This is a genomic window from Luteimonas terrae, from assembly GCF_031457535.1.
Classification (GTDB): domain Bacteria; phylum Pseudomonadota; class Gammaproteobacteria; order Xanthomonadales; family Xanthomonadaceae; genus Luteimonas; species Luteimonas terrae_A.
Genome location: NZ_JAVDWO010000005.1, coordinates 133,116 through 155,233, shown reverse-complemented (window position 1 = coordinate 155,233; position 22,118 = coordinate 133,116). Strand labels below are relative to the sequence as shown.

Genomic DNA, 22,118 nt, shown 5'->3' with positions numbered 1-22,118 from the left:
ATCACTGGCCTTCCAGGTCACCGGCCGGGCAGCGCGCCAATGTCACGACGCCGCGACACGTCCGTTGCTTCGATGCGGCGATGCCAGAAGGCCCCGAAACCCACGCCCTCGCCGATCGCCTGGCGACCCTGCTCGTCGATGAGAGGCTGACGCACGTGCGCTTCATCGATCCGGGCCTGCAACGCCGGCGCGCCCTGCTCGAACGCCAGCGCGTGCTCGCGGTCGAGGCCCGCGGCAAGGCGCTGCTGACGGCGGTCGCAGGCGGCTGGACGCTGTACGCGCACAGTCACCTGTTCGGGTTCTGGCGCTTCGTCGACGATCAAGACGCCCTGCCCGACGGCGCGCCGCCTCGGCTGGTGCTGGCGACCGTGCGCGGCGTGGCGGCGCTGTACGCCGCGCCGTCGATTTCGCTGTGGCGCACCGATGAACTCGGCGCGCAGCCCTACCTCGCCAAACTCGGGCCGGACGTGCTCGATCCCGCAGTCGATGCAAGGGCGCTGCTCGCACACATGCGCACGCCGCGTTTCGCGCGGCGCACGCTGGCCGTGCTGCTGCTCGACCAGGGCTTCGCGGCCGGCATGGGCAATTACCTGCGCTCGGAAGTGCTGTTCCAGGCGAAGCTCTCGCCGCACCGAGCGCTCGAAGATCTCGCAACCAACGAGCGTCGCCGCCTGGCGAATGCACTACTCGACGTGCCGCGGCGCGCGTATCGCGCCAAACACGACGACGCGCTGCCACCGGGCAAGGACTATCTCGCCAGGACCCGCGCGCAGTTCGGCTTCGAGGTGTTCGAGCGCAAGGGCGATCCCTGCCCGCGCGGTGATGGGCGCATCGTCGAGGACCGCCTGGCCGGCCGACGGCTCTACTGGTGTCCGGGCTGTCAGCAGTGAGCACGCACCTGTAGGAGCGCGCTTGCGCGGCGAATGGCCTTCCCGAACAAGCCGGATCGCGCCCCAGCGCGCGCCAACAGATCTGTTTGATCGGCGCAGGTGCAGGGCGGAAACCAGCCTGCCTGCGCCTCCGGTAAGCTGGCACCATGCAACGGCTGACGCACTGGATCGATGGCGCTGCGCGTGCACCCGGCCGGGACCACTGGCTGCCGGTGCACGAGCCCGCTACGGGTGCCGTCTATGCGGAAGTCGCTGCCGGCGATGCCGCCGACATCGAAGCCGCGATCACGGCCGCTGGCCGCGCGGCGCCTGCCTGGGCCGCCCTGCCGAACAGCACACGCGCGGCCTGGCTGGAGAAGCTCGCCGCGGCGCTCGAAGCCCGGATCGATGACTTCGCCCATGTCGAAGCCCGCGACGGCGGCAAGCCGTTCGCACTCGCGCGCGATGCCGAAATCCCGCGTGCGGTGGCCAACCTGCGCTTCTTCGCCCATGCGGCGACGCAGTTCGCCAGCGAATCGCACCACGGCGAAGCCGGGCTCAATTACACGCTGCGCGCGCCGCTGGGCGTAGTCGCGGCGATCTCTCCTTGGAACCTGCCGCTGTACCTGTTCACCTGGAAGATCGCGCCGGCACTCGCGGCCGGCAACACCGTCGTCGCCAAGCCGTCGGAGATCACGCCGGCCAGCGCGTCACTGCTCGCGACACTGTCGGGCGAGATCGGCCTGCCGCCGGGCGTACTCAATGTCGTGCACGGCATCGGCGCCGAGGTCGGCGATGCACTGATCGACGATCCACGCGTGCGTGCGGTGTCGTTCACCGGCAGCACCGCGGTGGGCCGTCGGATCGGCGCCCGCACCGGCGCGCAGCTGAAGAAGGCGTCGCTGGAACTCGGCGGCAAGAACGCGACGCTGGTCTTCGCCGACAGCGACTGGGAATCGCACCTCGCCACGCTGGTGCGCTCGGCATTCCAGAACGCCGGACAGATCTGTCTGTGCGGCTCGCGGATGCTCGTTGAGCGCAGCATCTATGCATCGTTCCGCGAACGCTTCGTCGCCGAGGTCCTCGCGCTGCAGGTTGGCGATCCGATGGATCCCGATGCGCGTATGGGCCCGCTGGTCTCGCAGGCGCACCACGACAAGGTGCTCGCCGCGATCGCGCGCGCGCGCGACGAGGGTGGCGGCGTCTTGTGCGGCGGCCATGCGCTGGATCGGCCCGGCTGGTTCATCGCGCCGACCGTCATCGACGGCCTCGGGCCTGACTGCGCGACCAACCGCTGGGAGATCTTCGGGCCCGTGGTCACGCTGCAGCCCTTCGACGACGACGCGCACGCGCTGGCGCTGGCGAACGCAGGCGAATACGGCCTGTCGGCCGCCCTCTGGACACGCGACCTGACCCGCGCGCACCGCCTTGCTGCGGCGTTGCACGTGGGCATGGTCTGGATCAACACCTGGCTGATGCGCGACCTGCGCACGCCTTTCGGCGGCACCGGCGCATCGGGCCTTGGCCGCGAGGGCGGCATGGAGGCGATGCGTTTTTTCACCGAGCCGAAGAATATCGGCCTGTCTCTGGAATAATCGCGTCATGGGCGAACTCGACAACCTCCTCCGCAGCAACCGTGACTGGGCCGAACGCGTCTTGCGCGACGACCCGGAATTCTTCCACCGCCTGGAAAACCAGCAGGCGCCGAAGTACCTGTGGATCGGGTGCTCCGATTCGCGCGTGCCCGCCAACCAGATCCTCGGCCTCGATCCGGGTGAAGTCTTTGTCCACCGCAACATCGCCAATGTGCTGTCGCACGGTGATCTCAACGCGCTGTCGGTGATCCAGTTCGCCGTCGACGTGCTCAAGGTCGAACACATCCTGCTGGTCGGCCACTACGGCTGCGGCGGCGTGCATGCGGCGCTGACCGGCGCGCGCGTGGGTCTGGTCGACAACTGGCTGCGCCACGTGTCCGACGTGGCGCACAAGCATGCCGACCTGCTGGCGTCGGTCGGGGACATCAACCTGCGCCACGCACGGCTGTGCGAACTCAATGCCATCGAACAGGCGCTCAATGTCTGCCAGACCACCGTCGTCCGCGACGCCTGGGCGCGCGGACAGAAGGTGTCCGTGCACGGCTGGGTCTATGCCGTGGGCGATGGTCGCGTGCGCGAGCTCGGCATGTGCGTCACGTCGCACGAGCAGATCGGTCCGGCCTATCAGGACGCAGTGGCCGATGTCGCCCGCGTCGCCGCCCAGGGCCGGCGCGATGGCTGAGGCCATCCAGGCCCGTGCCGCGCCGCGGCCGGTCGGTCGCTATCCGCATGCCCGTCGCGCCGGCGGCCTGCTGTTCCTGTCGGGCATCGGCCCACGCGATCCCGGCACCGACTCGGTGCCTGGGAACGTGCTCGATGCTGACGGACGCGTCGTGGCCCACGACATCGTCGCGCAGACGCATGCGGTGTTCGCCAACGTGCGCGCGGTGCTCGAGGCCAGCGGCGCCCGCTGGGAAGATCTCGTCGACGTGACCGTGTATCTGACCGACATGGCCGGCGATTTCGCCGTCTACAACGCGGTCTGGTCCGAGTACTTCCCGGATCCCGCCACCGCGCCCTGCCGCACGACGCTGGGCATCGAGGCGTTGCCGACGCCGATTGCGATTGAGCTCAAATGCGTCGCCGCGCCGAAGGAGTAACCCGATGATCCCCGGACCGCTGAACTTCCAGAAGTGGATCGACGAGCACCGCCATCTGCTCAAGCCGCCGGTCGGCAACAAATGCATCTACGACGGCGATTTCATCGTCATGGTGGTCGGTGGGCCGAATGCGCGCACCGACTATCACTACGAGGAAGGTCCGGAGTGGTTCCACCAGCTCGAAGGCGAGATGGTGCTGCGCATCCAGCAAGACGGCCGTCCGCGTGATATTCCGATCCGCGCCGGCGAGACCTTCCTGCTGCCGCCGAAAGTGCCGCACTCGCCGCAGCGCGGGCCGGACTCGATCGGTCTGGTCATCGAGCGCAGGCGTCTGCCGCACGAACAGGACGGCCTGCTGTGGTTCTGCGAGCGCTGCAACCACACGCTGTTCGAGCAGTACTTCCACCTGCACGACATCGAGCAGGATTTCCCGCCGGTGTTCGACCGGTTCTACGGGTCGATCGAGCACCGCACATGCAAGGCCTGCGGCCATCTCAACCCGCGCCCCGCCCGCTACGATCCCGACCCGGACACGCTGGCCGATATCACCTGAGACCCGCGCATCCAGGGAATGGAGACCACCATGCGAACGCATCTGCTGATTCTGTTGCTGTCCTGCCTGCTCGCTGCGATCGCGCCGCTGCAGGCGCAGGGCGCCGACAACCCTGAACTCGCGGCGCTGTACCGCGACGACCAGCAGGCACGTGCGGACGCGGCGAACATCGACTGGTCCGTCGTATTCCGCGAGGACGCTGCACGGCGCGCGCGCGTGCTCGCACTGATGCGTGAGGGTGCGATGCGCACGGCAGCTGACCACCATCACGCGGCGATGGTGTTCCAGCACGGCGCAAATCTGGAAGACATCCGCATCGCGCACGCGCTCTCGACGCTGGCATCCACGCTGGCACCTGACGAAATCAGTTACCGCTGGCTGATCACCGCATCCTGGGACCGCATCATGACCACGCAGCTGCAACCGCAGTGGTACGGCACCCAGTTCCACGGCAGTGACGACGGCCTGTTTCTGTATCCGGTCGCCGATGGCGCGGTCGACGATGCCGAGCGCGCACGCATGGGCGTGCCGTCACTGGCCGAAGCGCAGGCAAACGTCGCGCAAATGGCGGCCTCGATGGGAGCGCCGGTACGAGCCAAGCCGCCGACCATGGAGCAATTGCGCGCGGAACGTCGCGCCGCCGGTGCCACGACGCCCTGAACCTGCTGTGCGCCTGTGGCGTGATCGCCGGAGGCCGGTCGTCTAGGATGACGGCCATGCTGAAGATCGACATCCACGCCCACTATCTGCCGCGCGACTGGCCGGACCTGGCGGGCAAATACGGCGACGCGCGTTTCCCGGTGATCCACCACACCGCCGACGGCCGCCACCGCATCTACAAGGACGGCCGCTTCTTTCGCGAGATCTGGTCCAAGACCTGGGACGCGCGAGAGCGCATAGACGACTACGCGCGCTTCGGCGTACAGGTGCAGGTGATCAGCACGGTGCCGGTGATGTTCAGTTACTGGGCCAAGCCGGCGCATGCGCTGGAACTGCACCAGGCGCTCAACGACCACATGGCGCAGACCGTCGCTTCGCACCCGCGCCACTACGCCGGCATCGGCACGGTGCCAATGCAGTCGCCGCGGCTGGCGATCCAGGAGCTCGAGCGTTGCGTCGACCAGCTCGGTCTGCAGGGCGTGCAGATCGGCAGCCACATCGGCGACTGGAATCTGGACGCGCCGGAGCTGTTCCCGTTCTTCGAGGCTGCGGCCGATCTGGGCGCGGCGATCCTCGTGCATCCCTGGGACATGATGGGCAGCGAATCGATGCCCAAGTACTGGCTTCCGTGGCTGGTGGGCATGCCGGCCGAGCAGTCGCGCGCGGCCTGCTGCCTGATCTTCGGCGGGGTGCTGCAGCGGCTGCCGAAGCTCAAGATCTGCATGGCGCATGGCGGCGGCAGCTTTCCGTACACGATCGGCCGCATCGAACACGGCTTCAACATGCGGCCCGACCTCGTCGCGACCGACAATCCACACAACCCGCGCGGCTATCTCAAGCAGCTGTACTTCGATTCCTGGGTGGCCGATCCGCGCGCGCTGCAGTATCTGGTCGATACCTGCGGCGCGGACCGCGTGATGCTCGGCACCGACTACCCGTTCCCGCTCGGCGAACAGGTGCCCGGCGCCGGTATCGAGGAAATACCGCTCGATGATGTCGCCCGGGCGCGCCTGTATCACGGCACCGCGCTCGAATGGCTGGGCCTGTCGCCCGGCCGGTTCCTCTGACGACGATCCCATGCCCCACCTCATCCTGCACCACACCGCGAACCTCGACGGGTTCGATCCCGACCTCGCGTTGGCGGCCGCCAATCGCGCGCTCGTCGCCAGCGGACACTTCGAGGCGGTCGCGATCAAGAGTCGCGCACTCGTTCTCGACCACTTCCGGATCGGCGACGCGGATGACGGCCACGGCTTCGTCCACGCGACGCTGAAGATCATGCCGGGCCGCGCCGACGACATCCGGGCCGCGCTGGGACGCGACGTGCACGACGCGCTCGCATCCTGTCTGCCCGCGCTCGACCTGCACTGCCAGCTGTGTGTCGAGGTGGTGGAGCTGCAGGCAACCACCTACATCAAGAGCACGCACGCGCGCAGCGTCGTGCCGGAGACCCACGCATGACCGATTTCTTCACCGACGACTACGCCGCTTCCGCCGACGCCGCCGATCCGCTGCAGCGCTTCCGCGCGCAGTTCCATCTGCCGCGCTTCGGCGATGTCGAGCAGGCCTATTTCGTCGGCAACTCGCTGGGGCTGCAGCCGCGTGGCGCGCGCGCACAGGTCGAGGACGTGCTCGACAAGTGGGCGATGGAAGCAGTTGAGGGCCACTTCCGCGGCAATTCGCAGTGGATGACCTATCACGGTCTGGTCGGTGCGCAACTGGCAGAGATCGTCGGCGCGCAGCCGGAAGAAGTGGTCGCGATGAACTCGCTGACCGCGAACCTGCATTTCCTGATGGTCGGCTTCTACCGCCCGACCGCGGAGCGCCCGGCGATCCTGATGGAAGCCGGCGCGTTCCCGTCGGATCGCTACGCACTCGAATCGCAGGTGCGCTTCCACGGCTTCGACCCGGACACCGATCTGATCGAAGTGCAGCCCGGCGCCGACGGCCTGTTCGGCATGGACGCGATCGCCGCGGCGATTGAGCAGCACGGCCACCGCCTCGCGCTGGTGCTGTGGCCGGGCGTGCAATACCGCACCGGCGAAGCCTTCGACCTTGCGGAGATCACCCGCCTCGGCCACGCAGCCGGCGCCATCGTCGGTTTCGATCTCGCGCATGCGGCCGGCAATCTGCCGCTGCAGCTGCACGACAGCAACGCCGACTTCGCCGTGTGGTGCCACTACAAGTACCTCAACAGCGGCCCGGGCGCGGTGGCCGGCGCGTTCGTGCATGCGCGCCATGCGACCACCGACCGACCGCGCTTCGCCGGCTGGTGGGGGCACGACGCGGCGACGCGTTTCCGCATGGGGCCGGACTTCCAGCCCACGCCCGGCGCCGAAGGCTGGCAGCTGAGCAATCCACCGATCCTCGGCCTCGCGCCGCTGCGCGCCTCGCTGGACCTGTTCACCGAGGCCGGCATGCCGGCACTGCGCGCGAAGTCGGAAACCCTGACCGGTTATCTGGAAACACTGATCCATAGCCAGCTCGATGATGTGCTCGACATCGCGACACCGCGTGACGTCGCGCGTCGCGGCGCGCAGCTGTCGCTGCGCGTACGCGGTGGCCGCGAGCAGGGCCGGGCGCTGTTCGAATACCTGTCCGACAACGGCGTGCTCGGCGACTGGCGCGAGCCGGACGTGATCCGCATCTCGCCCGCGCCGCTCTACAACACCCACGCCGACGTGCTGCGCTTCGTGCGGACCGTCGCCAGGTGGCGCGACGCGTGACAGCTCCCGCACGCCATCTGACGATCATCGGCGCGGGCTTGGCCGGCGCCCTGCTCGGCATCCTGCTGCGGCGTCGCGGCTGGGACGTGGATCTGTACGAAAAACGCGGCGACCCGCGCGTGCAGGGCTACGGCGGCGGACGTTCGATCAACCTGGCGCTGGCCGAACGCGGCCGGCACGCACTGCGCGCCGCCGATGCCGACGACGCGGTGATGCACCACGCCATCATGATGCGCGGCCGCATGGTCCACGTCGGCGACACCGAGCCGGTGCTGCAGCGCTATGGCCGCGACGACAGTGAAGTGATCTGGTCAGTGCATCGCGGCGATCTCAATATCGTGCTGCTGGATCTGGCGGAAGCCGCCGGCGCGCGGCTGCACTTCGATGCGGGCCTGGACGCGGTGAACTTCGACTCGCGGCGCGCGGTGTTTCGTGATCCGCGTGACGAAAGCACGCGCGAAGTCCAGTTCGAGGCGCTGGTCGGCGCGGATGGTGCAGGCTCCGCATTGCGCGCGGCAATGCACCGGGTGCGCGATCTCGGTGAGCGCAGCGACTTCCTGGACCACGGCTACAAGGAACTCGAGATTCCACCGCTTGCCGACGGCGGCTTCCGCATCGAGCCTAATGCGCTGCACATCTGGCCGCGCGGGCATTACATGTGTATCGCGCTGCCCAACGATGAGAAGACCTTCACCGTCACCCTGTTCCTACCCCATCACGCGGGCGCGGACAGTGGTCCCGCGTTTGACCAGTTGGTCGATGTCGACAGCGCGCGCGACTTCTTCGAGCGCGACTTCCCGTCCGCGCTGGCGCTGATTCCGGAATTCGACCGCGACTGGCGCGCCAATCCCGTCGGGCAGCTGGGCACCTTGTATCTCGATCACTGGCATCTGGACGGGCGCGCAGTGCTCCTGGGCGATGCCGCGCACGCGATGGTGCCGTTCCACGGCCAGGGTATGAACTGCGCGTTCGAGGACTGCGTGGCACTGGCGCAGCAGCTCGACGCGCACGACGACCTGGCGACCGCATTCGCCGCGTTCGAGGCCGGACGCAAGCCCGATGCCGCTGCGATCCAGCGCATGGCGCTCGACAACTATCTGGAGATGCGCGACCGCGTCGACGATGCCGACTACCTCCTGCAGCGCGAACTGGAACTCGCTCTGCAGGACCGCCATCCCGGCCGCTTCGTGCCGCATTACGCGATGGTGACCTTCATGCGCATCCCCTACTCGCTGGCGATGACGCGGACCGACCTCCAGCGCGGCATCCTCGAGCGCGCGACGGCGGGGCATGCATCGCTCGCGACGCTGGACTGGGACGCAATCGATGCCGAAGTGCTCGATCTGCTGACGCCGCTGGAGGACGTACCCGCGTGAGCATTGGCCAATCAGTCGCCACGCATCCGAGGTTGCCTGCGATGTCGGACCGCGCCAGGTTGATCGCCCTCCCCCGCCCGCGGGGGAGGGCTGGGTGGGGGCGAGCCGTTGGACGTACGCTGCTGCAAAACCGCGCGATCATCGCTTCTGAAGCGTCGCGCCTTCATCAGCCGGACGCGAACGTTGAAGTCGATGGGACTTCCAATGTTCGCCGTGAAATCGCGCAATGACCGACAGTTTTCTCTTCTACGATCTCGAAACCTTCGGTTCCGATCCGCGCCGTACGCGTATCGCGCAGTTCGCCGCGGTCCGCACCGATGCCGAGCTCAACGAGATCGATGACCCGATCGACTTCTTCGTCCGCCCCGCCGACGACCTGCTGCCCTCGCCCATCGCGACGCTGATCACCGGCATCACCCCGCAGCATGCGCGCTCCATCGGCATGCCCGAGGCCGACGCGTTCGCGCGCATCCACGAGGAAATGGCCCGGCCGAAGACCTGCACCTTGGGCTACAACTCGTTGCGCTTCGACGACGAGTTCGTACGCTTCGGCCTGTACCGAAATTTCCACGATCCCTACGAGCGCGAATGGCGCAGTGGCAATTCGCGCTGGGATCTGCTCGACGTGATGCGGCTGTGGCATGCGCTGCGCCCCGAAGGCCTGGTCTGGCCGACGCGCGAGGACGGCGCGACCTCGTTCAAGCTCGAACATCTGGCGACTGCCAACCATGTGCGCACCGGTGATGCGCACGAGGCGCTGTCGGACGTGCGCGCCTTGATCGGTCTGGCGCGCCTGTTCCGCAGCGCGCAGCCGCGCTTGTGGGACTACGCGTTGAAGCTCCGCGACAAGCGCCACGCGGCCTCGATGCTCGATACGATCGCGATGACGCCGGTGCTGCACGTGTCGCAGCGTTATCCAGCCGCGCGCCTGTGCGCGGCGCCGGTGCTGCCGATCGCGCGCCATCCACGCATCGACAGCCGCGTGATCGTGTTCGATCTCGACGGCGATCCGGACTGGCTGCTCGACCTGGATGCCGAGGCCATCGCCGCGCGCGTGTTCGCGCGCCGCGAAGGCCTGCCTGAAGGCGTCGCGCGCATTCCGCTCAAGGAAGTGCACAGCAACCGCTGCCCGGCGCTGGTGGCCTGGAGTCATCTGCGCGAGGCGGATTTCGAGCGCCTGTCGATCGATCCGGTCGACATCGAACGGCGCGCGGCGCGCCTGCGCAGCGCGGGCCCGGCACTGGCCGAGAAGATCCGCCAGGTGTTCGCGGTCGAACGCGAATTCGCGCCGTCCGATCCCGATGGCGCGCTGTACGACGGCTTTGCCGGCGACGGCGACAAGCGCCGCATGGCCCAGGTCCGCGCGACGCCGCCGACGCTGCTGGGCGCGCGCGATTTCGGCTTCGAGGATCCGCGCCTCGACGCCCTGCTGCTGCGCTATCGCGCGCGCAACTGGCCGGACACGCTCAACCCCGACGAACAGCTGCGCTGGGACGACTACCGGCGCGCGCGCTTGGCGCCGGGCACGACGCAGGCCGAACAGGATTTCGCCACCTACTTCACGCAGATCGACGCCCTGCGCGCTGAAAATCCCGATGACGCAACGCGTCTGCCGCTACTCGACGCCCTCACCGACTGGGGCCAGAGCCTGCAGAAGCGCCTCGGTCCGTCCCCCACGCTGCCCAGCACATCCGCATGACCACGTACTTCAGCGACAAGAGTTTCAAGTTCCTGCGCGCGCTCGCGCGCCACAACGAGAAGCCCTGGTTCGAGGACCATCGCAAGGACTACGAGGCGTATGTGCGCCAGCCGTTCCTGCGCCTGATCGGCGATCTGCAGCCGGACGTCGCCGCGGTCAGTCCGCATTTCCGCGCCGATACGCGCACGGTCGGTGGCTCGCTGTTCCGCATCCACCGTGATGCGCGTTTCTCCAACGACAAGTCGCCGTACAAGACCTGGCAGGGTGCGCGCCTGTTCCACGAACGCCGCCGCGAAACCGCGGCGCCTTCGTTCTACGTGCACCTGCAACCGGGCGGCAGCTTCGTCGGCGCCGGGCTGTGGCATCCCGAATCCGACACCCAGCGGAAAGTCCGGCAGTTCATCGTCGACAATCCGGAAAGCTGGAAGGCCGCCGCGCATGCATCGAAGCTGCGGAAGAAGTTCGAGTTCGAGACCAGCGAGATGCTGGTCCGCCCACCGCGCGGCTTCGACCCGCAGTTCGAGTTCATCGACGACCTCAAACACCGCAACTGGGTGTTCTGGCGCACGCTCGACGATGACGCGATGACCGGCCCGAAGCTGCGGCAGACGATCGCCGCCGATCTCGTTGCACTGGGCCCGTTCGTCGACTACCTGTGCGCCTCGCTGGATCTGGAGTTCTGATCGTGCCGGCACGGACGGCGGCTTCCCGTCGTCGTTCAGCACGCACTGCGCCGTCGTCTCCGACAATCGCGGCATTCCCTTCGATGCGATCTTGATGAAGCGACTCGGCTGGCTCTCCCTCGCGGTTCTCGTGCTGTTGCTCGGCTATGTGGCCGCCGGTCCGTACCTGACTGTCCACGCGATCCGCGAGGCCGTGCGCAACGAGGACTCGCGTGCGCTGTCGAAACAGGTGGATTTCCCCGCATTGCGCGAGAGCCTGCGGCTGCAACTGGCCGATGCGATCGTCCGCGAGGCCGGTCCCGACCTGCAGTCGAACCTGCTCGGCGCGATCGGGCTTCGACTTGCCGGCAGCGCAGCCGGCACTGGCGTCGACATGATGGTGACCCCTGTCGGCCTGAGCGCGCTGATGCGCGGCCAGCGGCTGTGGAGTCTCGCCGGCGGCGCATCGCCGACCCAGGTCCGCGCCGACCCCGCCCGCGAAGCACCGCTCGAAGACGCGCACTACCGCTACAACTCCACGTCGCGCTTCACGGCGACGGTGCGCGACGACCGCGGTCGTCCGATCGAGTTCGTGCTGACGCGCAAGGGGCTGACCTGGAAGCTGTCGGACATCCGGTTACCCATCTAATTGCTGTCTCCTGCCTGCGGCAGGAGACGCCTGCGTCCCTCTCCCGCAAGCGGGAGAGGGGGGGACCAATTGCGAAGCAATTGGTGGGGTGAGGGCAGCGCGGAGTCTGAAGAAGCTGCACTGAGCCTTCGGCGCCGCATCCCGGTCAAATGGGTTCCGCTCCGCTCTAGCTCTATCAGTCCCCTGATCATGGCCGGGCGATCTCGCCAAAGCCCCATCGCGCGCAAGCGCGCTCCTACACGGAGCGTTACCTGCCCCGCGAGAACTTCGGCCGGTGGTACATCACCAGATACACGCCCACCACCCAGACCGAGGCCGCGGCCCAGCCGGCCAGGATGTCGGACGGGTAATGCACGCCCAGATACACGCGCGACAGGCCGACCATCGGCACGAAGACCGCCATCGCCGCGATCACCCCCCAACGTGCGCGGGTGGGCCAGGCAAGCAGCACCAGCACCGCGGCCAGGGTCATCGATCCCATCGCGTGCCCACTGGGAAAACTGTAGGTCGCCTCGGGCGCGATCGATTCCCACAGGCTCGGCCGGTCGCGGGCGAACAGTTGCTTGGTGGCGAGGTTCAGCAGCGCCGAGCCGCCCGTCGCGACCGCGACGAACAATGCGTCGCGCCAGCGCTTGAGGGCGAGCAGCACCAGCACCAGCCCAATGTCGACCGGCACGACGCCTTTCGCGTATCCGATCTCGGAAAAGAACAAAAACGCGCGCGTAAAGCCCTCGCGCGCCGCCTCCTGCGCGAACAACAGGATCGGCTCGTCGAACGGGATCGCCTCGGCCTCGTGCACCTCGTCGGCGAGTTCCATGAAGCCCCACATCGGCAGCAGTACGCCGGCGAACAGCAGTAGGAACTTCCAGCCATACCGGCGCAGCAGCCCGCCGGTTTCGCGTGAGCCCTCGGCGACGACGTCGCCGCCGTCAGCCGGCATCGACAGCCCGCCCGTAGTTGCGGTGCACGTAGTCGTCCACCAGTGCGACAAACTCGTGCGCGATGTTCTCCCCGCGCAGGGTCATCGCCTTCTCGCCGTCGATGAACACCGGCGCCGACGGCGCTTCGCCGGTGCCCGGCAAAGAGATGCCGATATTGGCGTGGCGCGATTCGCCCGGGCCATTGACCACGCAGCCCATCACCGCGAGCGTCATGTTCTCCGCGCCCGGGTGGGTGATCTTCCATTCCGGCATCTTGTCGCGCACGTGGTCCTGGACCACGCCGGCCAGCTCCTGGAAGAACTCGGACGTCGTGCGGCCGCAGCCGGGGCACGCGGTGACCATCGGTGTGAACGCGCGCAGGCCCATCGTCTGCAGCAGTTCCTGGGCGACGACCACTTCCTTGGTGCGCGACGCGCCGGGCTCGGGGGTGAGCGAGATGCGGATGGTGTCGCCGATGCCTTCCTGCATCAGGATCGCCAGCGCGGCGCTGGACGCGACCATGCCCTTGCTGCCGATGCCAGCCTCGGTGAGGCCCAGATGCAGCGCGAAATCGCTGCGCGCAGCCAGATCGCGGTACACGGCGACCAGTTCCTGCACGCCACTGACCTTTGCGCTGAGCACGATGCGATCACGCCCCAGCCCGAATTCCACCGCGCGTTCAGCCGAATCGACGGCTGAGCGGATCAGCGCTTCGCGCAGCACGCGGCCCGCATCCCAGGGCACGGCGCGCTGGGCGTTTTCGTCCATCAGCGCGGCCGCGAGCGACTGGTCCAGCGAGCCCCAGTTGGCGCCGATGCGCACGGGCTTGTTGTAGCGCATCGCGAACTCGATCAGCTGACCGAATTGCAGATCCTTCTTCTTGCCGAAACCGACGTTGCCCGGGTTGATCCGGTACTTCGCCAGCGCTTCCGCGCAGGCAGGCTCGCCTGCCAGCAGTTGGTGCCCGTTGTAGTGGAAGTCGCCGATGATCGGCACTTCGATGCCCTGCATCGCCAGCCGCTCGACGATCCGCGGCACCGCAGCGGCGGACTCGGGATTGTTGACGGTGATGCGCACCAGCTCCGAGCCGGCGCGCCACAGCTCGCCGATCTGTTTGGCGGTCGAGGCGACATCGGCGGTGTCGGTATTGGTCATCGACTGCACGACGACCGGCGCATCGCCGCCGACGGCAATTCCGCCGACATGGACCTGGCGCGTGCCGCGGCGCGCGGCGGCGCCGAAGGCCGGCAACGCGACGGGTTCGGACAGGCAGGCGGACGGCGCGGGCGCGCTGGCGGACGCGTTGACAGGAACAGGCTGGGCGGACATGCGCGCATTTTAGCGTTTCGTGCCGGTCTTTTCGGTGACGCCCGGCCTAACCGGCGACAGGCCCGCCGACAGGTGCGACCGAACGCCGCAGCGCGGCCCGCGCGGGCCTGCACTACGATGCAGGGCGATGCAGCCCAAGCACCCCGCCACCGCCCTGCTCCGCACCCTCTACAGCCTGCGCTGGTTCGCGGTTGGCGGGCAGTCGTTGACGATCCTGTGGGCGACGCACGGTTTCGACATGGATCTGCCGCGCTGGCCGCTTTGGGGCCCGGTGCTGCTGCTGGCCGCGTTCAACGTGCTGGTCCATCTGCGCCTGGCGCACAGCCGCGATGCAGCGCCCGCCGAGGCCTTCGCCCACGTGTTGGTCGACACCGCCGGACTGGCGTGGCTCGTGGCGTGGACGGGCGGCATCGCCAATCCCTTCGCGTCGCTGTTCCTGCTGCCGATCGCGCTGACCGCCATGGCCCTGCCGCGGGCCTGGGCGATCGCCGCGGCGCTGGCCTGTGTGACGGGCTACATCCTGGCGGTGCAGTTCGGTCAACCCCTGCCGCACCTGCACGACCACTTCAGCCTGCACCTGGCCGGCATGGCAGTGAACTTCTTCCTGTCGGTGGCGCTGGTGTCCTACTTCCTGCTGCGGCTGGCCGCCGCGCGCGACCGCCGCGAGCGCGAACTGGCGGCCCTGCGCGAACGCTTCGTGCGCAACGAGGGCATCCTCGCGCTGGCCACGCATGCGGCCTCGGTCGCGCACGAGCTCAACACACCGCTGGGCACGATGACCCTGCTGCTCGACGATCTCGACACCAGTCGCATGGGCGTCGACGGCGCCGAGGACGTCGCCACCCTGCGGCGGCTGGTCGACACCTGTCGCGACCGCGTGCGCTCGCTGGCCGATCCCGCCGATCCGGCTGCGAGCACGCGGGTGGACATCGGCCGGGTGCTCGAACACTGGCAACTGGTGCGTCCGGCGATCGTGCTCGAACGCAGCGGCAACGTGGACATGCACGCGCGCGTAGATCGCACCATCGGTCATCTGCTGCTGGCCCTGCTCAACAACGCCGCCGATGCCAGTGAAGGCAACGGCAGCACCCGCGTCGACCTGCGTCTGCAGATCGAGGACGGCATGCTCGACGGCGCGATCCGCGACTACGGCACCGGGTTCGACGCCCGGGCGCCGTTTTTGCCGGTGCTGTTCCGCAGCGGCAAGCCCGATGGCCTCGGCGTAGGCCTGGCGCTGTCGCATGCGGCGATCGAGCAACTGGGCGGCGAACTGGACATGGAGGAAGCCGACGGTGGCGGCGCGCGCGTGCATTTCCGCGTGCCGGTCGGCACCGCCGACAGCCACCGCGAACCGGAGACGATGCGATGAAGGGCCTGCTGGTCGACGACGACACCCTGTATCTGGAAGCGCTGCGGCGTGCGCTGACGCGGCGCGGGATCGAATGCGAGATCGCGGCCGATCCCGTCACTGCACTCGATGTCGCCAAGCGCATTGCACCGGACTTCGCCCTGGTCGATCTCAAGCTCGGCGAGGCCTCGGGCCTGTCGCTGATCGAACCGCTGCGCGTGATCCGCGCCGACATGCGCATCCTGCTGGTCACCGGCTACGCGAGCATCGCGACCGCGGTGGAGGCGATCAAACGCGGCGCCGACGATTACCTGCCCAAGCCGGTCTCGGCCGACACCCTGCAACGCATCCTGCTCGACACCGAAACCGCGCCCGGCGCGCCCCTGCCCGAGCGGGACGAGGACAACACCCTCGAAAGCCCGACGATGATTCCGCTGCACCGACTGGAGTGGGAGCACATCCAGCAGGCGCTGACGGAAACCGGCGGCAACATCTCCGCGACCGCGCGACTTCTCGGCATGCACCGCCGCTCGCTGCAGCGCAAGCTCGCCAAGCGCCCGGGGCCGGAACGCCGTCCGCCAACCGACGGCTGAGCGCCGGATCAGGCAATCAGTGGCCCGAATGCGCCTCGGCCGCAGGCGCATCGCCCGCCAGCGGACGCACTTCGAACGTCACGGCCTGCTCCGGTGCATTGGCAAACCGCAGCGTGGCTTCGATCGACTGGCCGGCGCGTACCGGCTCGACCGGATCGATGAACATCAGATGGTTGCCGCCCGGCCGCAAAGTCACCTCGGCGCCGGCGGGCAGTTCGACGCCATTGGGCAATTCGCGCATCCGCATCATGCCGCCCTCGTGGGACATTTCGTGGATTTCGACGCTGGCCGCAGCCGGCGTCTCGACCGACAGCAGGCGGTCGGCCGCACCGCTGCGCAGGGTGAGGTAACCGCCAGCGACGGCAGCGTTCGGTGGCGTCTCGCGGATCCAGACGTCGCTGACGACGATGCCGGCGCTGGAGTCCGCAGCACTCGCGGCCGGCGTCTGCGCGGCCGATGACGAAGCGTCCGGCGTCGCGGGCTGGCAACCGGCAAGCGCCAGGATCAGACCGGCGGCGACAGGGCCGATGGCGCGGGAAAACGGACGGCGTGCGGGCATCGCGGTGCTCCTTGAGTCAGGCATGTGGGCGCCAGCATCGCGCCCGGTGGCGGACATTATCGCAGCGCGCGATATCCAGCCGCCGCGCGACGCAAGCGATCGCCATGCTGGCTGTGTGCAGGTGGCGATGCCAATGCGACCGGGTGTCGCAGTGGGAGTTGATGCACTTCCTTCATCTGCGAGCGGGAGTCGATGGACGCCCACTTCACTGTGAGCAAGAGTCGCTGTAGCCCTCCCCGCATTGCGGGGGAGAGCTGGGAGGGGCGAACGATCAACTTCTGGCGTTCATGAGGAAGCCCGCACACCTAGACCGCGCGATTTCGAGTCACTGGGAACGGACCGACTGCCCCCACCCAACCCTCCCCCGCGCTGCGGGGGAGGGCTCAGATTTCCGGCCGCCGATGGCACATCTCCGGCTTCAGGGCACCGTGCAGATGACGGGAACAGTGCGACCGGGTTTCGCAATGGAAGGCGCCAGCCTCCCCCGTCGCTCGATCAAAAGCATCCGCCGTCATCCCGGCGGCTCTCAACAGACGCACGTCTGGTCAGGCCGGGATCCAGTGACTTCTTGCGCCGGACGCGAGCGTCGAACGCAAGTGCGCTCATATTTCGCCCGCATTGCGACCTGTGGCTGAAGTGCGGCAAGGCGCGGGTTCCCGACCTCTGCCGCGATGACGGTGCAGAGCGCGCCACGCACGACGCGCTGTCCGGGTCTGGACCGTGCGGACGCACGCTTGCATTTACACCCAAGCGGTATCCTGTCTCCATGCAAGACAGCAGCCCATCCGACGTTCTCACCCCCACCCAGCTCAACACGCTGGCGCGCGGTCTGCTCGAGGACACGTTTCCGAACGTCGTCGTCGAAGGCGAACTCGGCAACCTGTCGCGGCCCGCGTCGGGGCACCTGTATTTCACCCTCAAGGATGCGCGCGCCCAGGTGCGGTGCGCGCTGTTCCGCTCGCGCAGCCAGGGGCTGCGCTTCGTGCCACGCGAAGGCCTGCTGGTCCGCGCGCGCGGGCGTGTCACGCTCTACGAGGCGCGCGGCGACTACCAGCTGATTCTCGATTCGCTGGAAGAAGCTGGCGAAGGCGCGCTGCGTCGCGCGTTCGATGTGCTGAAAGCCCGGCTGCAGGCCGAAGGCCTGTTCGATGCCGAGCGGAAACGCGCCCTGCCCGCGTTTCCGCGGCGGATCGGCGTCATCACGTCGCCGTCGGGCGCGGCGGTGCGCGATGTGTTGAGCGTGCTTGCGCGACGCCTGCCGCTGGTCGAGGTCGACGTGCTGCCGGTGCCGGTCCAGGGCACCGACGCGCCGCCGAAGATCCGCGCGATGCTCGAACGCGCCGGTGCCAGCGGCCGTTACGACGTGATCCTGCTCGCACGCGGAGGCGGTTCGCTGGAAGACCTGTGGGCGTTCAATGACGAGGCACTCGCGCGCGCCGTGGCCGCATCGCCGGTGCCTGTGGTGTCGGCGATCGGCCACGAGACCGACTTCAGTCTGACCGACTTCGCCGCCGACCTGCGTGCGCCCACGCCGTCTGTGGCTGCGGAGCTGCTGGTGCCGGACCGCATCGAGCTCGCGACACGCGTGCGGCGTCTGCAGCGCCACGTCGACGACGCGCATCTGCGCGCGATGCAGCAGCGCTTCCAGCGTCTCGATCGCGCCGCATTGCGCCTGCAGGCGCAGCGTCCGCAGGCACGTCTGGATGCGCTGCGCCTGCGACAGGATCAAGCCCTGCGGCGGTTGTCGATGGCGATGCGCCAACAGCTGCAACAACGCGGCGCGCGCTTGCGTCATGCCGAGGCCGTCCTGCGCGCAGCCACGCCGCAGCGCCGGCTGCAGCAACTGCGCGAGCGCCTGGCTGCGCTCGGCCCACGTCCGCGTGCGGCCCTTGCCCGGCATCTCGAACGTGACCAGCTACGCCTGCGCGGACTGGCACGTTCCCTGGAAGCGGTCAGCCCGCTGGCCACGATCGCCCGCGGCTACAGCATCCTGCAGCGCGAGGACGGCGGCGTTGTGCGCAGCGTCTTCGATGCGACGCCGGGTGAGCCGCTGCAGGCGCGGCTTGCGGATGGAAAGCTGCGGGTGCGTGTGGAGCCGCCGGACGCCTGAGCCGCGCACGTCCATCGATGCACCCTGTAGGAGTGCGCTCGCGCGCGAGCCAGGCCTTCAGCCACCCCAACCGCGCGCAAGCGCGTCTTCATGACCGGTCCGTCCGGACAGAACAAACGCAGCGTTCCGCCGCATCTCGCCCGCCGCTCACGCCGGCGCTGGCATGCTGGTCGCCCACGTCACGACGGAGTTCCCGCACGATGACCAAGGCGTCCGACCTGTTCGTCCAGGCGCTCGAAGCCGAGGGCGTGACCCACGTCTTCGGCATTCCGGGCGAGGAAAATCTCGACCTGCTTGAATCCCTGCGCGCGTCCGACATCGCGCTGGTGCTCACCCGTCACGAACAGGCGGCCGGTTTCATGGCGGCCACCTACGGACGCCTGACCGGTAATGCCGGCGTATGCCTGTCGACGCTCGGCCCCGGCGCGACCAATCTCGTCACGCCGGCCGCCTACGCGCAGCTCGGTGCGATGCCGATGCTGATGATCACCGGGCAGAAACCGATCCGCACCAGCAAGCAGGGCCATTTCCAGATCGTCGACGTGGTCGACATGATGCGGCCGCTGACCAAGTCGACCCACCAGCTGGTGTCCGCCGACAGCATCCCGGCGCGCGTGCGCGATGCATTCCAGCGCGCGGAAGAAGAACGCCCCGGTGCCACGCATCTCGAACTGCCGCAGGACATCGCAGGCGACGAGACCGATGCGCGCCTGCTACCCGCGCCCTACACGCGCCGGCCGCTGGCCGAGCACAAGGCGATCGCCCACGCGGTCGAAGCGATCCGCAAGGCGAAGCATCCGTTGCTGATGCTCGGCGCCGGCGCCAACCGCAAGACCACGGCGCGGATGCTGCGCGCCTTCGTCGACCGGCTCGGCATTCCGTTCTTCAGCACGCAGATGGGCAAGGGCGTGCTCGACGAAACGCACCCGCTGTGGCTCGGCACCGCCGCGCTGTCGGACAAGGATTTTGTGCACCGCGCGATCGACGCCGCCGACTGCATCGTCAACATCGGCCACGACGTCATCGAGAAGCCGCCGTTCTTCATGCATCGCGGCCGGCGCACGGTGATCCACGTGAACTACGAAAGCGCCGTTGTCGACCAGGTCTATTTCCCGCAGATCGAAGTCGTCGGCGACATCGCCAATACGGTCTGGCAACTGGCCGAAGCGCTGGACACGCCGCAGCCGCACTGGGACTTCGCGTTCTTCGATCGCGTGCGCACCGCGCTGTGCGAGAACATCGCCGAGCTTTCCGCCGACGACCGGTTCCCGGTCCACGGGCCGCATCTGGTGAAGACCCTCCGCGATGCGCTCGATCCGCGCGATATCGTTTGTCTCGACAACGGTCTCTACAAGCTGTGGTTCGCACGCAACGACCGCTGTCGCGAGCCCAATACCCTGTTGCTCGACAACGCGCTGGCAACGATGGGCGCGGGCCTGCCGTCGGCGATCGCCGCCAAGCTGGTGCACGGCGAGCGCAAGGTCGTTGCGGTCTGCGGCGACGGCGGTTTCATGATGAATTCGCAGGAGCTCGAAACCGCAGTGCGGCTGAAGCTCGATCTCGTGGTCATCGTGCTGCGCGACGATGCCTACGGGATGATCAAGTGGAAGCAGCAGCACGAGGACTACCCGGTCTACGGCATGGACTACGGCAACCCGGATTTCGTGCGCTACGCCGAGAGCTACGGCGCGCGCGGACATCGTCCGGACAGCGCCGCCGCGTTCGCCAAGGCTCTGCGCAGCGCGCTGGACGCGCCGGGCGTGGACCTGATCGATCTCGCCATCGACTACGGCGACGATGAGGCCCTGCTCAACACCGAAATTCCAGCGCGCAGCGCCGCGATCGACTGATCTGCGCCGCACTTTTCCTTTCCGTCCGATTCCGGAGCACCCCATGGCCAAGAAGAAGACCGCCGGCAAGACCACCGGTCTCGCCCGCAGCTACCCCTACTACCTCGCCAATGTCGCGGTCGCGGCGAATACTGATCTCGAGGTGCGCGACAAGTACAGCGGCAAGGTCGCCACGCGCGTGGCAATGGGCGACGCTGCCGCGATCCGCAAGGCGATCGTTGCCGCGCACAAGGCGCGCGGGCCGATGGCAGACTTCCCGCCCGACAAGCGCCGCGACGTGCTCGACCACTGCGTGCGCCGTTTCGAGGAACGCTTCGACGAACTGGCGCTCGCGCTGTGCATCGAGGCCGGCAAGCCGATCAAGGATGCACGCGGCGAAGTCACCCGCCTGATCGACACCTTCCGCATCGCCGCCGGTGAAGCCACTCGCGGCGAAGGCGAAGTGATCGAACTGCAGATCTCCGAGCGCACGCGCGGCTACCGCGGCATGGTCAAGCGCGTGCCGATCGGCGTGTGCAGCTTCATCACGCCGTTCAACTTCCCGTTGAATCTCGTCGCGCACAAGGTGGCGCCGGCGATCGCGGCCGGTTGCCCGTTCGTGCTCAAGCCCGCGGCGAAGACGCCGGTCGGCGCACTGATCATCGGCGAGATCCTGGCCGAGACCGATCTGCCCAAGGGCGCGTTTTCGGTCATCCCGTGCAGCAACGAAGATGCCGCGGCGCTGACCGAGGACGAACGCATCGCACTGCTGAGCTTCACCGGCGGCCTAATCGGCTGGGACCTCAAGGCACGCGCCGGCAAGAAAAAGGTCGTACTGGAACTCGGGGGCAACGCAGCTTGCATCGTCGACGAGGATCCCGGCCTGCCACTGGACAAAGTGGTCGAGCGCTTGGTGTTCGGCGCCTATTACCAGTCCGGCCAGAGTTGCATCGGCGTACAGCGCATCTACGCGCACCGCAGCATTCACGAAGCGCTGCGTCGCAAGCTCAAGAAGGCGATCGGCGCGCTACGCAGCGGCGACCCGCGCGACGAGAACACCTTCGTCGGTCCGGTCATCGACAGTGACGCGGCCGACCGCATCGAGTCCTGGATCGATGCCGCGCGCAAGGGCGGTGCCAAGGTGCTCGCCGGCGGCAAGCGCGAAGGCAACATCATCCCCGCGACGCTGCTGGAAAAGGTGCCGCGCGATGCCGACCTGGAGCGCAAGGAAGTCTTCGGCCCGGTCGCACTGCTGGAGCCGGTCGACAGTTTCGATGACGCGATCAAGCGAGTGAACGACAGCGATTTCGGCCTGCAGGCCGGCGTGTTCACCGGCAACCTCGCCCATGCGATGCGCGCCTGGGACCGGATCGAAGCCGGTGGCGTCGTGGTCGGCGACGTGCCGAGCTTCCGTGTCGACAACATGCCCTATGGCGGCATCAAGGATTCGGGCTGCGGCCGTGAAGGCGTGAAGTACGCGATCCGCGACATGACCGAGGAACGCCTGCTGGTGATCCGAGACCCGGCGTGAGCCGAGTTCC

21 protein-coding genes are annotated in these 22,118 nt (G+C 68.0%); 18 read left to right on the top strand and 3 right to left on the bottom strand.

The window, feature by feature from the left end; all coding sequences use genetic code 11:
- Window positions 1-80: 80 nt before the first annotated feature.
- The 13 genes from J2W68_RS07630 to J2W68_RS07570 all read left to right on the top strand — a co-directional run bounded on the left by J2W68_RS07630 (window position 81) and on the right by J2W68_RS07570 (window position 11,889).
- The gene (locus J2W68_RS07630) at window positions 81-890 is read left to right on the top strand and encodes a DNA-formamidopyrimidine glycosylase family protein (RefSeq protein WP_310234235.1); all 810 of its coding nucleotides are present in this window, start codon (window positions 81-83) and stop codon (window positions 888-890) included.
- A 146-nt stretch (window positions 891-1,036) separates the two neighbouring features.
- Window positions 1,037-2,464: an aldehyde dehydrogenase gene (locus J2W68_RS07625; protein WP_310234232.1), complete on the top strand. Its 1,428-nt coding sequence runs from the start codon at window positions 1,037-1,039 to the stop codon at window positions 2,462-2,464.
- 7 nt (window positions 2,465-2,471) lie between these two features.
- Window positions 2,472-3,146 (top strand): carbonate dehydratase, encoded by a 675-nt coding sequence (gene can, locus J2W68_RS07620; RefSeq protein WP_310234229.1) that lies wholly within the window; start codon window positions 2,472-2,474, stop codon window positions 3,144-3,146.
- A complete protein-coding gene (locus J2W68_RS07615; protein ID WP_310234226.1) occupies window positions 3,139-3,564 on the top strand; it encodes a RidA family protein in 426 nt (141 codons plus the stop codon). Before can ends, J2W68_RS07615 begins: the two co-directional genes overlap by 8 nt.
- A gap of 4 nt (window positions 3,565-3,568) precedes the next feature.
- A complete protein-coding gene (locus J2W68_RS07610) occupies window positions 3,569-4,117 on the top strand; it encodes a 3-hydroxyanthranilate 3,4-dioxygenase (protein WP_310234224.1) in 549 nt (182 codons plus the stop codon).
- A gap of 30 nt (window positions 4,118-4,147) precedes the next feature.
- On the top strand, window positions 4,148-4,777 hold the full coding sequence (locus J2W68_RS07605; protein WP_310234221.1) for a hypothetical protein: 630 nt from the start codon (window positions 4,148-4,150) through the stop codon (window positions 4,775-4,777).
- Between the two features lie 56 nt (window positions 4,778-4,833).
- A complete protein-coding gene (locus J2W68_RS07600) occupies window positions 4,834-5,844 on the top strand; it encodes an amidohydrolase family protein (RefSeq protein ID WP_310234218.1) in 1,011 nt (336 codons plus the stop codon).
- A gap of 10 nt (window positions 5,845-5,854) precedes the next feature.
- A complete protein-coding gene (locus J2W68_RS07595; protein ID WP_310234215.1) occupies window positions 5,855-6,238 on the top strand; it encodes a 5-carboxymethyl-2-hydroxymuconate Delta-isomerase in 384 nt (127 codons plus the stop codon).
- Window positions 6,235-7,503 carry a kynureninase gene (gene kynU / locus J2W68_RS07590; protein WP_310234212.1) on the top strand — a complete coding sequence of 423 codons (1,269 nt, stop codon included), beginning with the start codon at window positions 6,235-6,237 and terminating at the stop codon, window positions 7,501-7,503. The genes J2W68_RS07595 and kynU overlap by 4 nt, the downstream gene beginning before the upstream one ends.
- Window positions 7,500-8,879 (top strand): FAD-dependent oxidoreductase, encoded by a 1,380-nt coding sequence (locus tag J2W68_RS07585; RefSeq protein WP_310234211.1) that lies wholly within the window; start codon window positions 7,500-7,502, stop codon window positions 8,877-8,879. The genes kynU and J2W68_RS07585 overlap by 4 nt, the downstream gene beginning before the upstream one ends.
- Window positions 8,880-9,105: 226 nt before the next feature.
- Window positions 9,106-10,578 (top strand): exodeoxyribonuclease I, encoded by a 1,473-nt coding sequence (sbcB, locus tag J2W68_RS07580; RefSeq protein WP_310234207.1) that lies wholly within the window; start codon window positions 9,106-9,108, stop codon window positions 10,576-10,578.
- On the top strand, window positions 10,575-11,261 hold the full coding sequence (locus J2W68_RS07575; protein ID WP_310234205.1) for a DUF2461 domain-containing protein: 687 nt from the start codon (window positions 10,575-10,577) through the stop codon (window positions 11,259-11,261). The genes sbcB and J2W68_RS07575 overlap by 4 nt, the downstream gene beginning before the upstream one ends.
- Window positions 11,262-11,355: 94 nt before the next feature.
- Window positions 11,356-11,889, top strand: coding sequence for a DUF2939 domain-containing protein (locus J2W68_RS07570; RefSeq protein WP_310234202.1), 534 nt, complete (start codon window positions 11,356-11,358; stop codon window positions 11,887-11,889).
- 247 nt (window positions 11,890-12,136) lie between these two features.
- Here the strand turns inward: J2W68_RS07570 and J2W68_RS07565 are convergent, their stop codons facing one another.
- A complete protein-coding gene (locus J2W68_RS07565) occupies window positions 12,137-12,829 on the bottom strand; it encodes a phosphatase PAP2 family protein (RefSeq protein ID WP_430539684.1) in 693 nt (230 codons plus the stop codon).
- A complete protein-coding gene (ispG, locus tag J2W68_RS07560; protein WP_310234199.1) occupies window positions 12,819-14,138 on the bottom strand; it encodes a flavodoxin-dependent (E)-4-hydroxy-3-methylbut-2-enyl-diphosphate synthase in 1,320 nt (439 codons plus the stop codon). Before ispG ends, J2W68_RS07565 begins: the two co-directional genes overlap by 11 nt.
- A 127-nt stretch (window positions 14,139-14,265) precedes the next feature.
- Here ispG and J2W68_RS07555 point away from each other — a divergent pair, with 127 nt between their 5' ends.
- Together J2W68_RS07555 and J2W68_RS07550 are read left to right on the top strand one after the other, a co-directional pair.
- The gene (locus J2W68_RS07555) at window positions 14,266-15,507 is read left to right on the top strand and encodes an ATP-binding protein (RefSeq protein WP_310234197.1); all 1,242 of its coding nucleotides are present in this window, start codon (window positions 14,266-14,268) and stop codon (window positions 15,505-15,507) included.
- The gene (locus J2W68_RS07550; RefSeq protein WP_310234194.1) at window positions 15,504-16,079 is read left to right on the top strand and encodes a response regulator transcription factor; all 576 of its coding nucleotides are present in this window, start codon (window positions 15,504-15,506) and stop codon (window positions 16,077-16,079) included. The genes J2W68_RS07555 and J2W68_RS07550 overlap by 4 nt, the downstream gene beginning before the upstream one ends.
- A gap of 16 nt (window positions 16,080-16,095) precedes the next feature.
- Here J2W68_RS07550 and J2W68_RS07545 read toward each other — a convergent pair whose 3' ends face one another.
- Window positions 16,096-16,638: a copper chaperone PCu(A)C gene (locus J2W68_RS07545; RefSeq protein ID WP_310234190.1), complete on the bottom strand. Its 543-nt coding sequence runs from the start codon at window positions 16,636-16,638 to the stop codon at window positions 16,096-16,098.
- A 766-nt stretch (window positions 16,639-17,404) separates the two neighbouring features.
- On the opposite strand from J2W68_RS07545, the gene xseA reads away from it, so the two are divergent.
- The 3 genes from xseA to J2W68_RS07530 all read left to right on the top strand — a co-directional run bounded on the left by xseA (window position 17,405) and on the right by J2W68_RS07530 (window position 22,108).
- Window positions 17,405-18,748 carry an exodeoxyribonuclease VII large subunit gene (gene xseA / locus J2W68_RS07540; RefSeq protein ID WP_310234188.1) on the top strand — a complete coding sequence of 448 codons (1,344 nt, stop codon included), beginning with the start codon at window positions 17,405-17,407 and terminating at the stop codon, window positions 18,746-18,748.
- A 200-nt stretch (window positions 18,749-18,948) separates the two neighbouring features.
- The gene (locus J2W68_RS07535) at window positions 18,949-20,598 is read left to right on the top strand and encodes an acetolactate synthase large subunit (protein WP_310234186.1); all 1,650 of its coding nucleotides are present in this window, start codon (window positions 18,949-18,951) and stop codon (window positions 20,596-20,598) included.
- Window positions 20,599-20,641: 43 nt separating this feature from the next.
- Window positions 20,642-22,108 (top strand): aldehyde dehydrogenase family protein, encoded by a 1,467-nt coding sequence (locus J2W68_RS07530; protein ID WP_310234183.1) that lies wholly within the window; start codon window positions 20,642-20,644, stop codon window positions 22,106-22,108.
- Window positions 22,109-22,118 lie beyond the last annotated feature (10 nt).

What these genes read in the sequence shown, in the direction of transcription:
- J2W68_RS07630 (WP_310234235.1), top strand. Translation starts at nt 81, where the DNA reads ATGCCAGAAGGCCCCGAAACCCACGCCCTCGCCGATCGCCTGGCGACC.
- J2W68_RS07625 (WP_310234232.1), top strand. Translation starts at nt 1,037, where the DNA reads ATGCAACGGCTGACGCACTGGATCGATGGCGCTGCGCGTGCACCCGGC.
- can (WP_310234229.1), top strand. Translation starts at nt 2,472, where the DNA reads ATGGGCGAACTCGACAACCTCCTCCGCAGCAACCGTGACTGGGCCGAA.
- J2W68_RS07615 (WP_310234226.1), top strand. Translation starts at nt 3,139, where the DNA reads ATGGCTGAGGCCATCCAGGCCCGTGCCGCGCCGCGGCCGGTCGGTCGC.
- J2W68_RS07610 (WP_310234224.1), top strand. Translation starts at nt 3,569, where the DNA reads ATGATCCCCGGACCGCTGAACTTCCAGAAGTGGATCGACGAGCACCGC.
- J2W68_RS07605 (WP_310234221.1), top strand. Translation starts at nt 4,148, where the DNA reads ATGCGAACGCATCTGCTGATTCTGTTGCTGTCCTGCCTGCTCGCTGCG.
- J2W68_RS07600 (WP_310234218.1), top strand. Translation starts at nt 4,834, where the DNA reads ATGCTGAAGATCGACATCCACGCCCACTATCTGCCGCGCGACTGGCCG.
- J2W68_RS07595 (WP_310234215.1), top strand. Translation starts at nt 5,855, where the DNA reads ATGCCCCACCTCATCCTGCACCACACCGCGAACCTCGACGGGTTCGAT.
- kynU (WP_310234212.1), top strand. Translation starts at nt 6,235, where the DNA reads ATGACCGATTTCTTCACCGACGACTACGCCGCTTCCGCCGACGCCGCC.
- sbcB (WP_310234207.1), top strand. Translation starts at nt 9,106, where the DNA reads ATGACCGACAGTTTTCTCTTCTACGATCTCGAAACCTTCGGTTCCGAT.
- J2W68_RS07575 (WP_310234205.1), top strand. Translation starts at nt 10,575, where the DNA reads ATGACCACGTACTTCAGCGACAAGAGTTTCAAGTTCCTGCGCGCGCTC.
- J2W68_RS07570 (WP_310234202.1), top strand. Translation starts at nt 11,356, where the DNA reads ATGAAGCGACTCGGCTGGCTCTCCCTCGCGGTTCTCGTGCTGTTGCTC.
- J2W68_RS07565 (WP_430539684.1), bottom strand. Translation starts at nt 12,829, where the DNA reads ATGCCGGCTGACGGCGGCGACGTCGTCGCCGAGGGCTCACGCGAAACC.
- ispG (WP_310234199.1), bottom strand. Translation starts at nt 14,138, where the DNA reads ATGTCCGCCCAGCCTGTTCCTGTCAACGCGTCCGCCAGCGCGCCCGCG.
- J2W68_RS07555 (WP_310234197.1), top strand. Translation starts at nt 14,266, where the DNA reads ATGCAGCCCAAGCACCCCGCCACCGCCCTGCTCCGCACCCTCTACAGC.
- J2W68_RS07550 (WP_310234194.1), top strand. Translation starts at nt 15,504, where the DNA reads ATGAAGGGCCTGCTGGTCGACGACGACACCCTGTATCTGGAAGCGCTG.
- J2W68_RS07545 (WP_310234190.1), bottom strand. Translation starts at nt 16,638, where the DNA reads ATGCCCGCACGCCGTCCGTTTTCCCGCGCCATCGGCCCTGTCGCCGCC.
- xseA (WP_310234188.1), top strand. Translation starts at nt 17,405, where the DNA reads ATGCAAGACAGCAGCCCATCCGACGTTCTCACCCCCACCCAGCTCAAC.
- J2W68_RS07535 (WP_310234186.1), top strand. Translation starts at nt 18,949, where the DNA reads ATGACCAAGGCGTCCGACCTGTTCGTCCAGGCGCTCGAAGCCGAGGGC.
- J2W68_RS07530 (WP_310234183.1), top strand. Translation starts at nt 20,642, where the DNA reads ATGGCCAAGAAGAAGACCGCCGGCAAGACCACCGGTCTCGCCCGCAGC.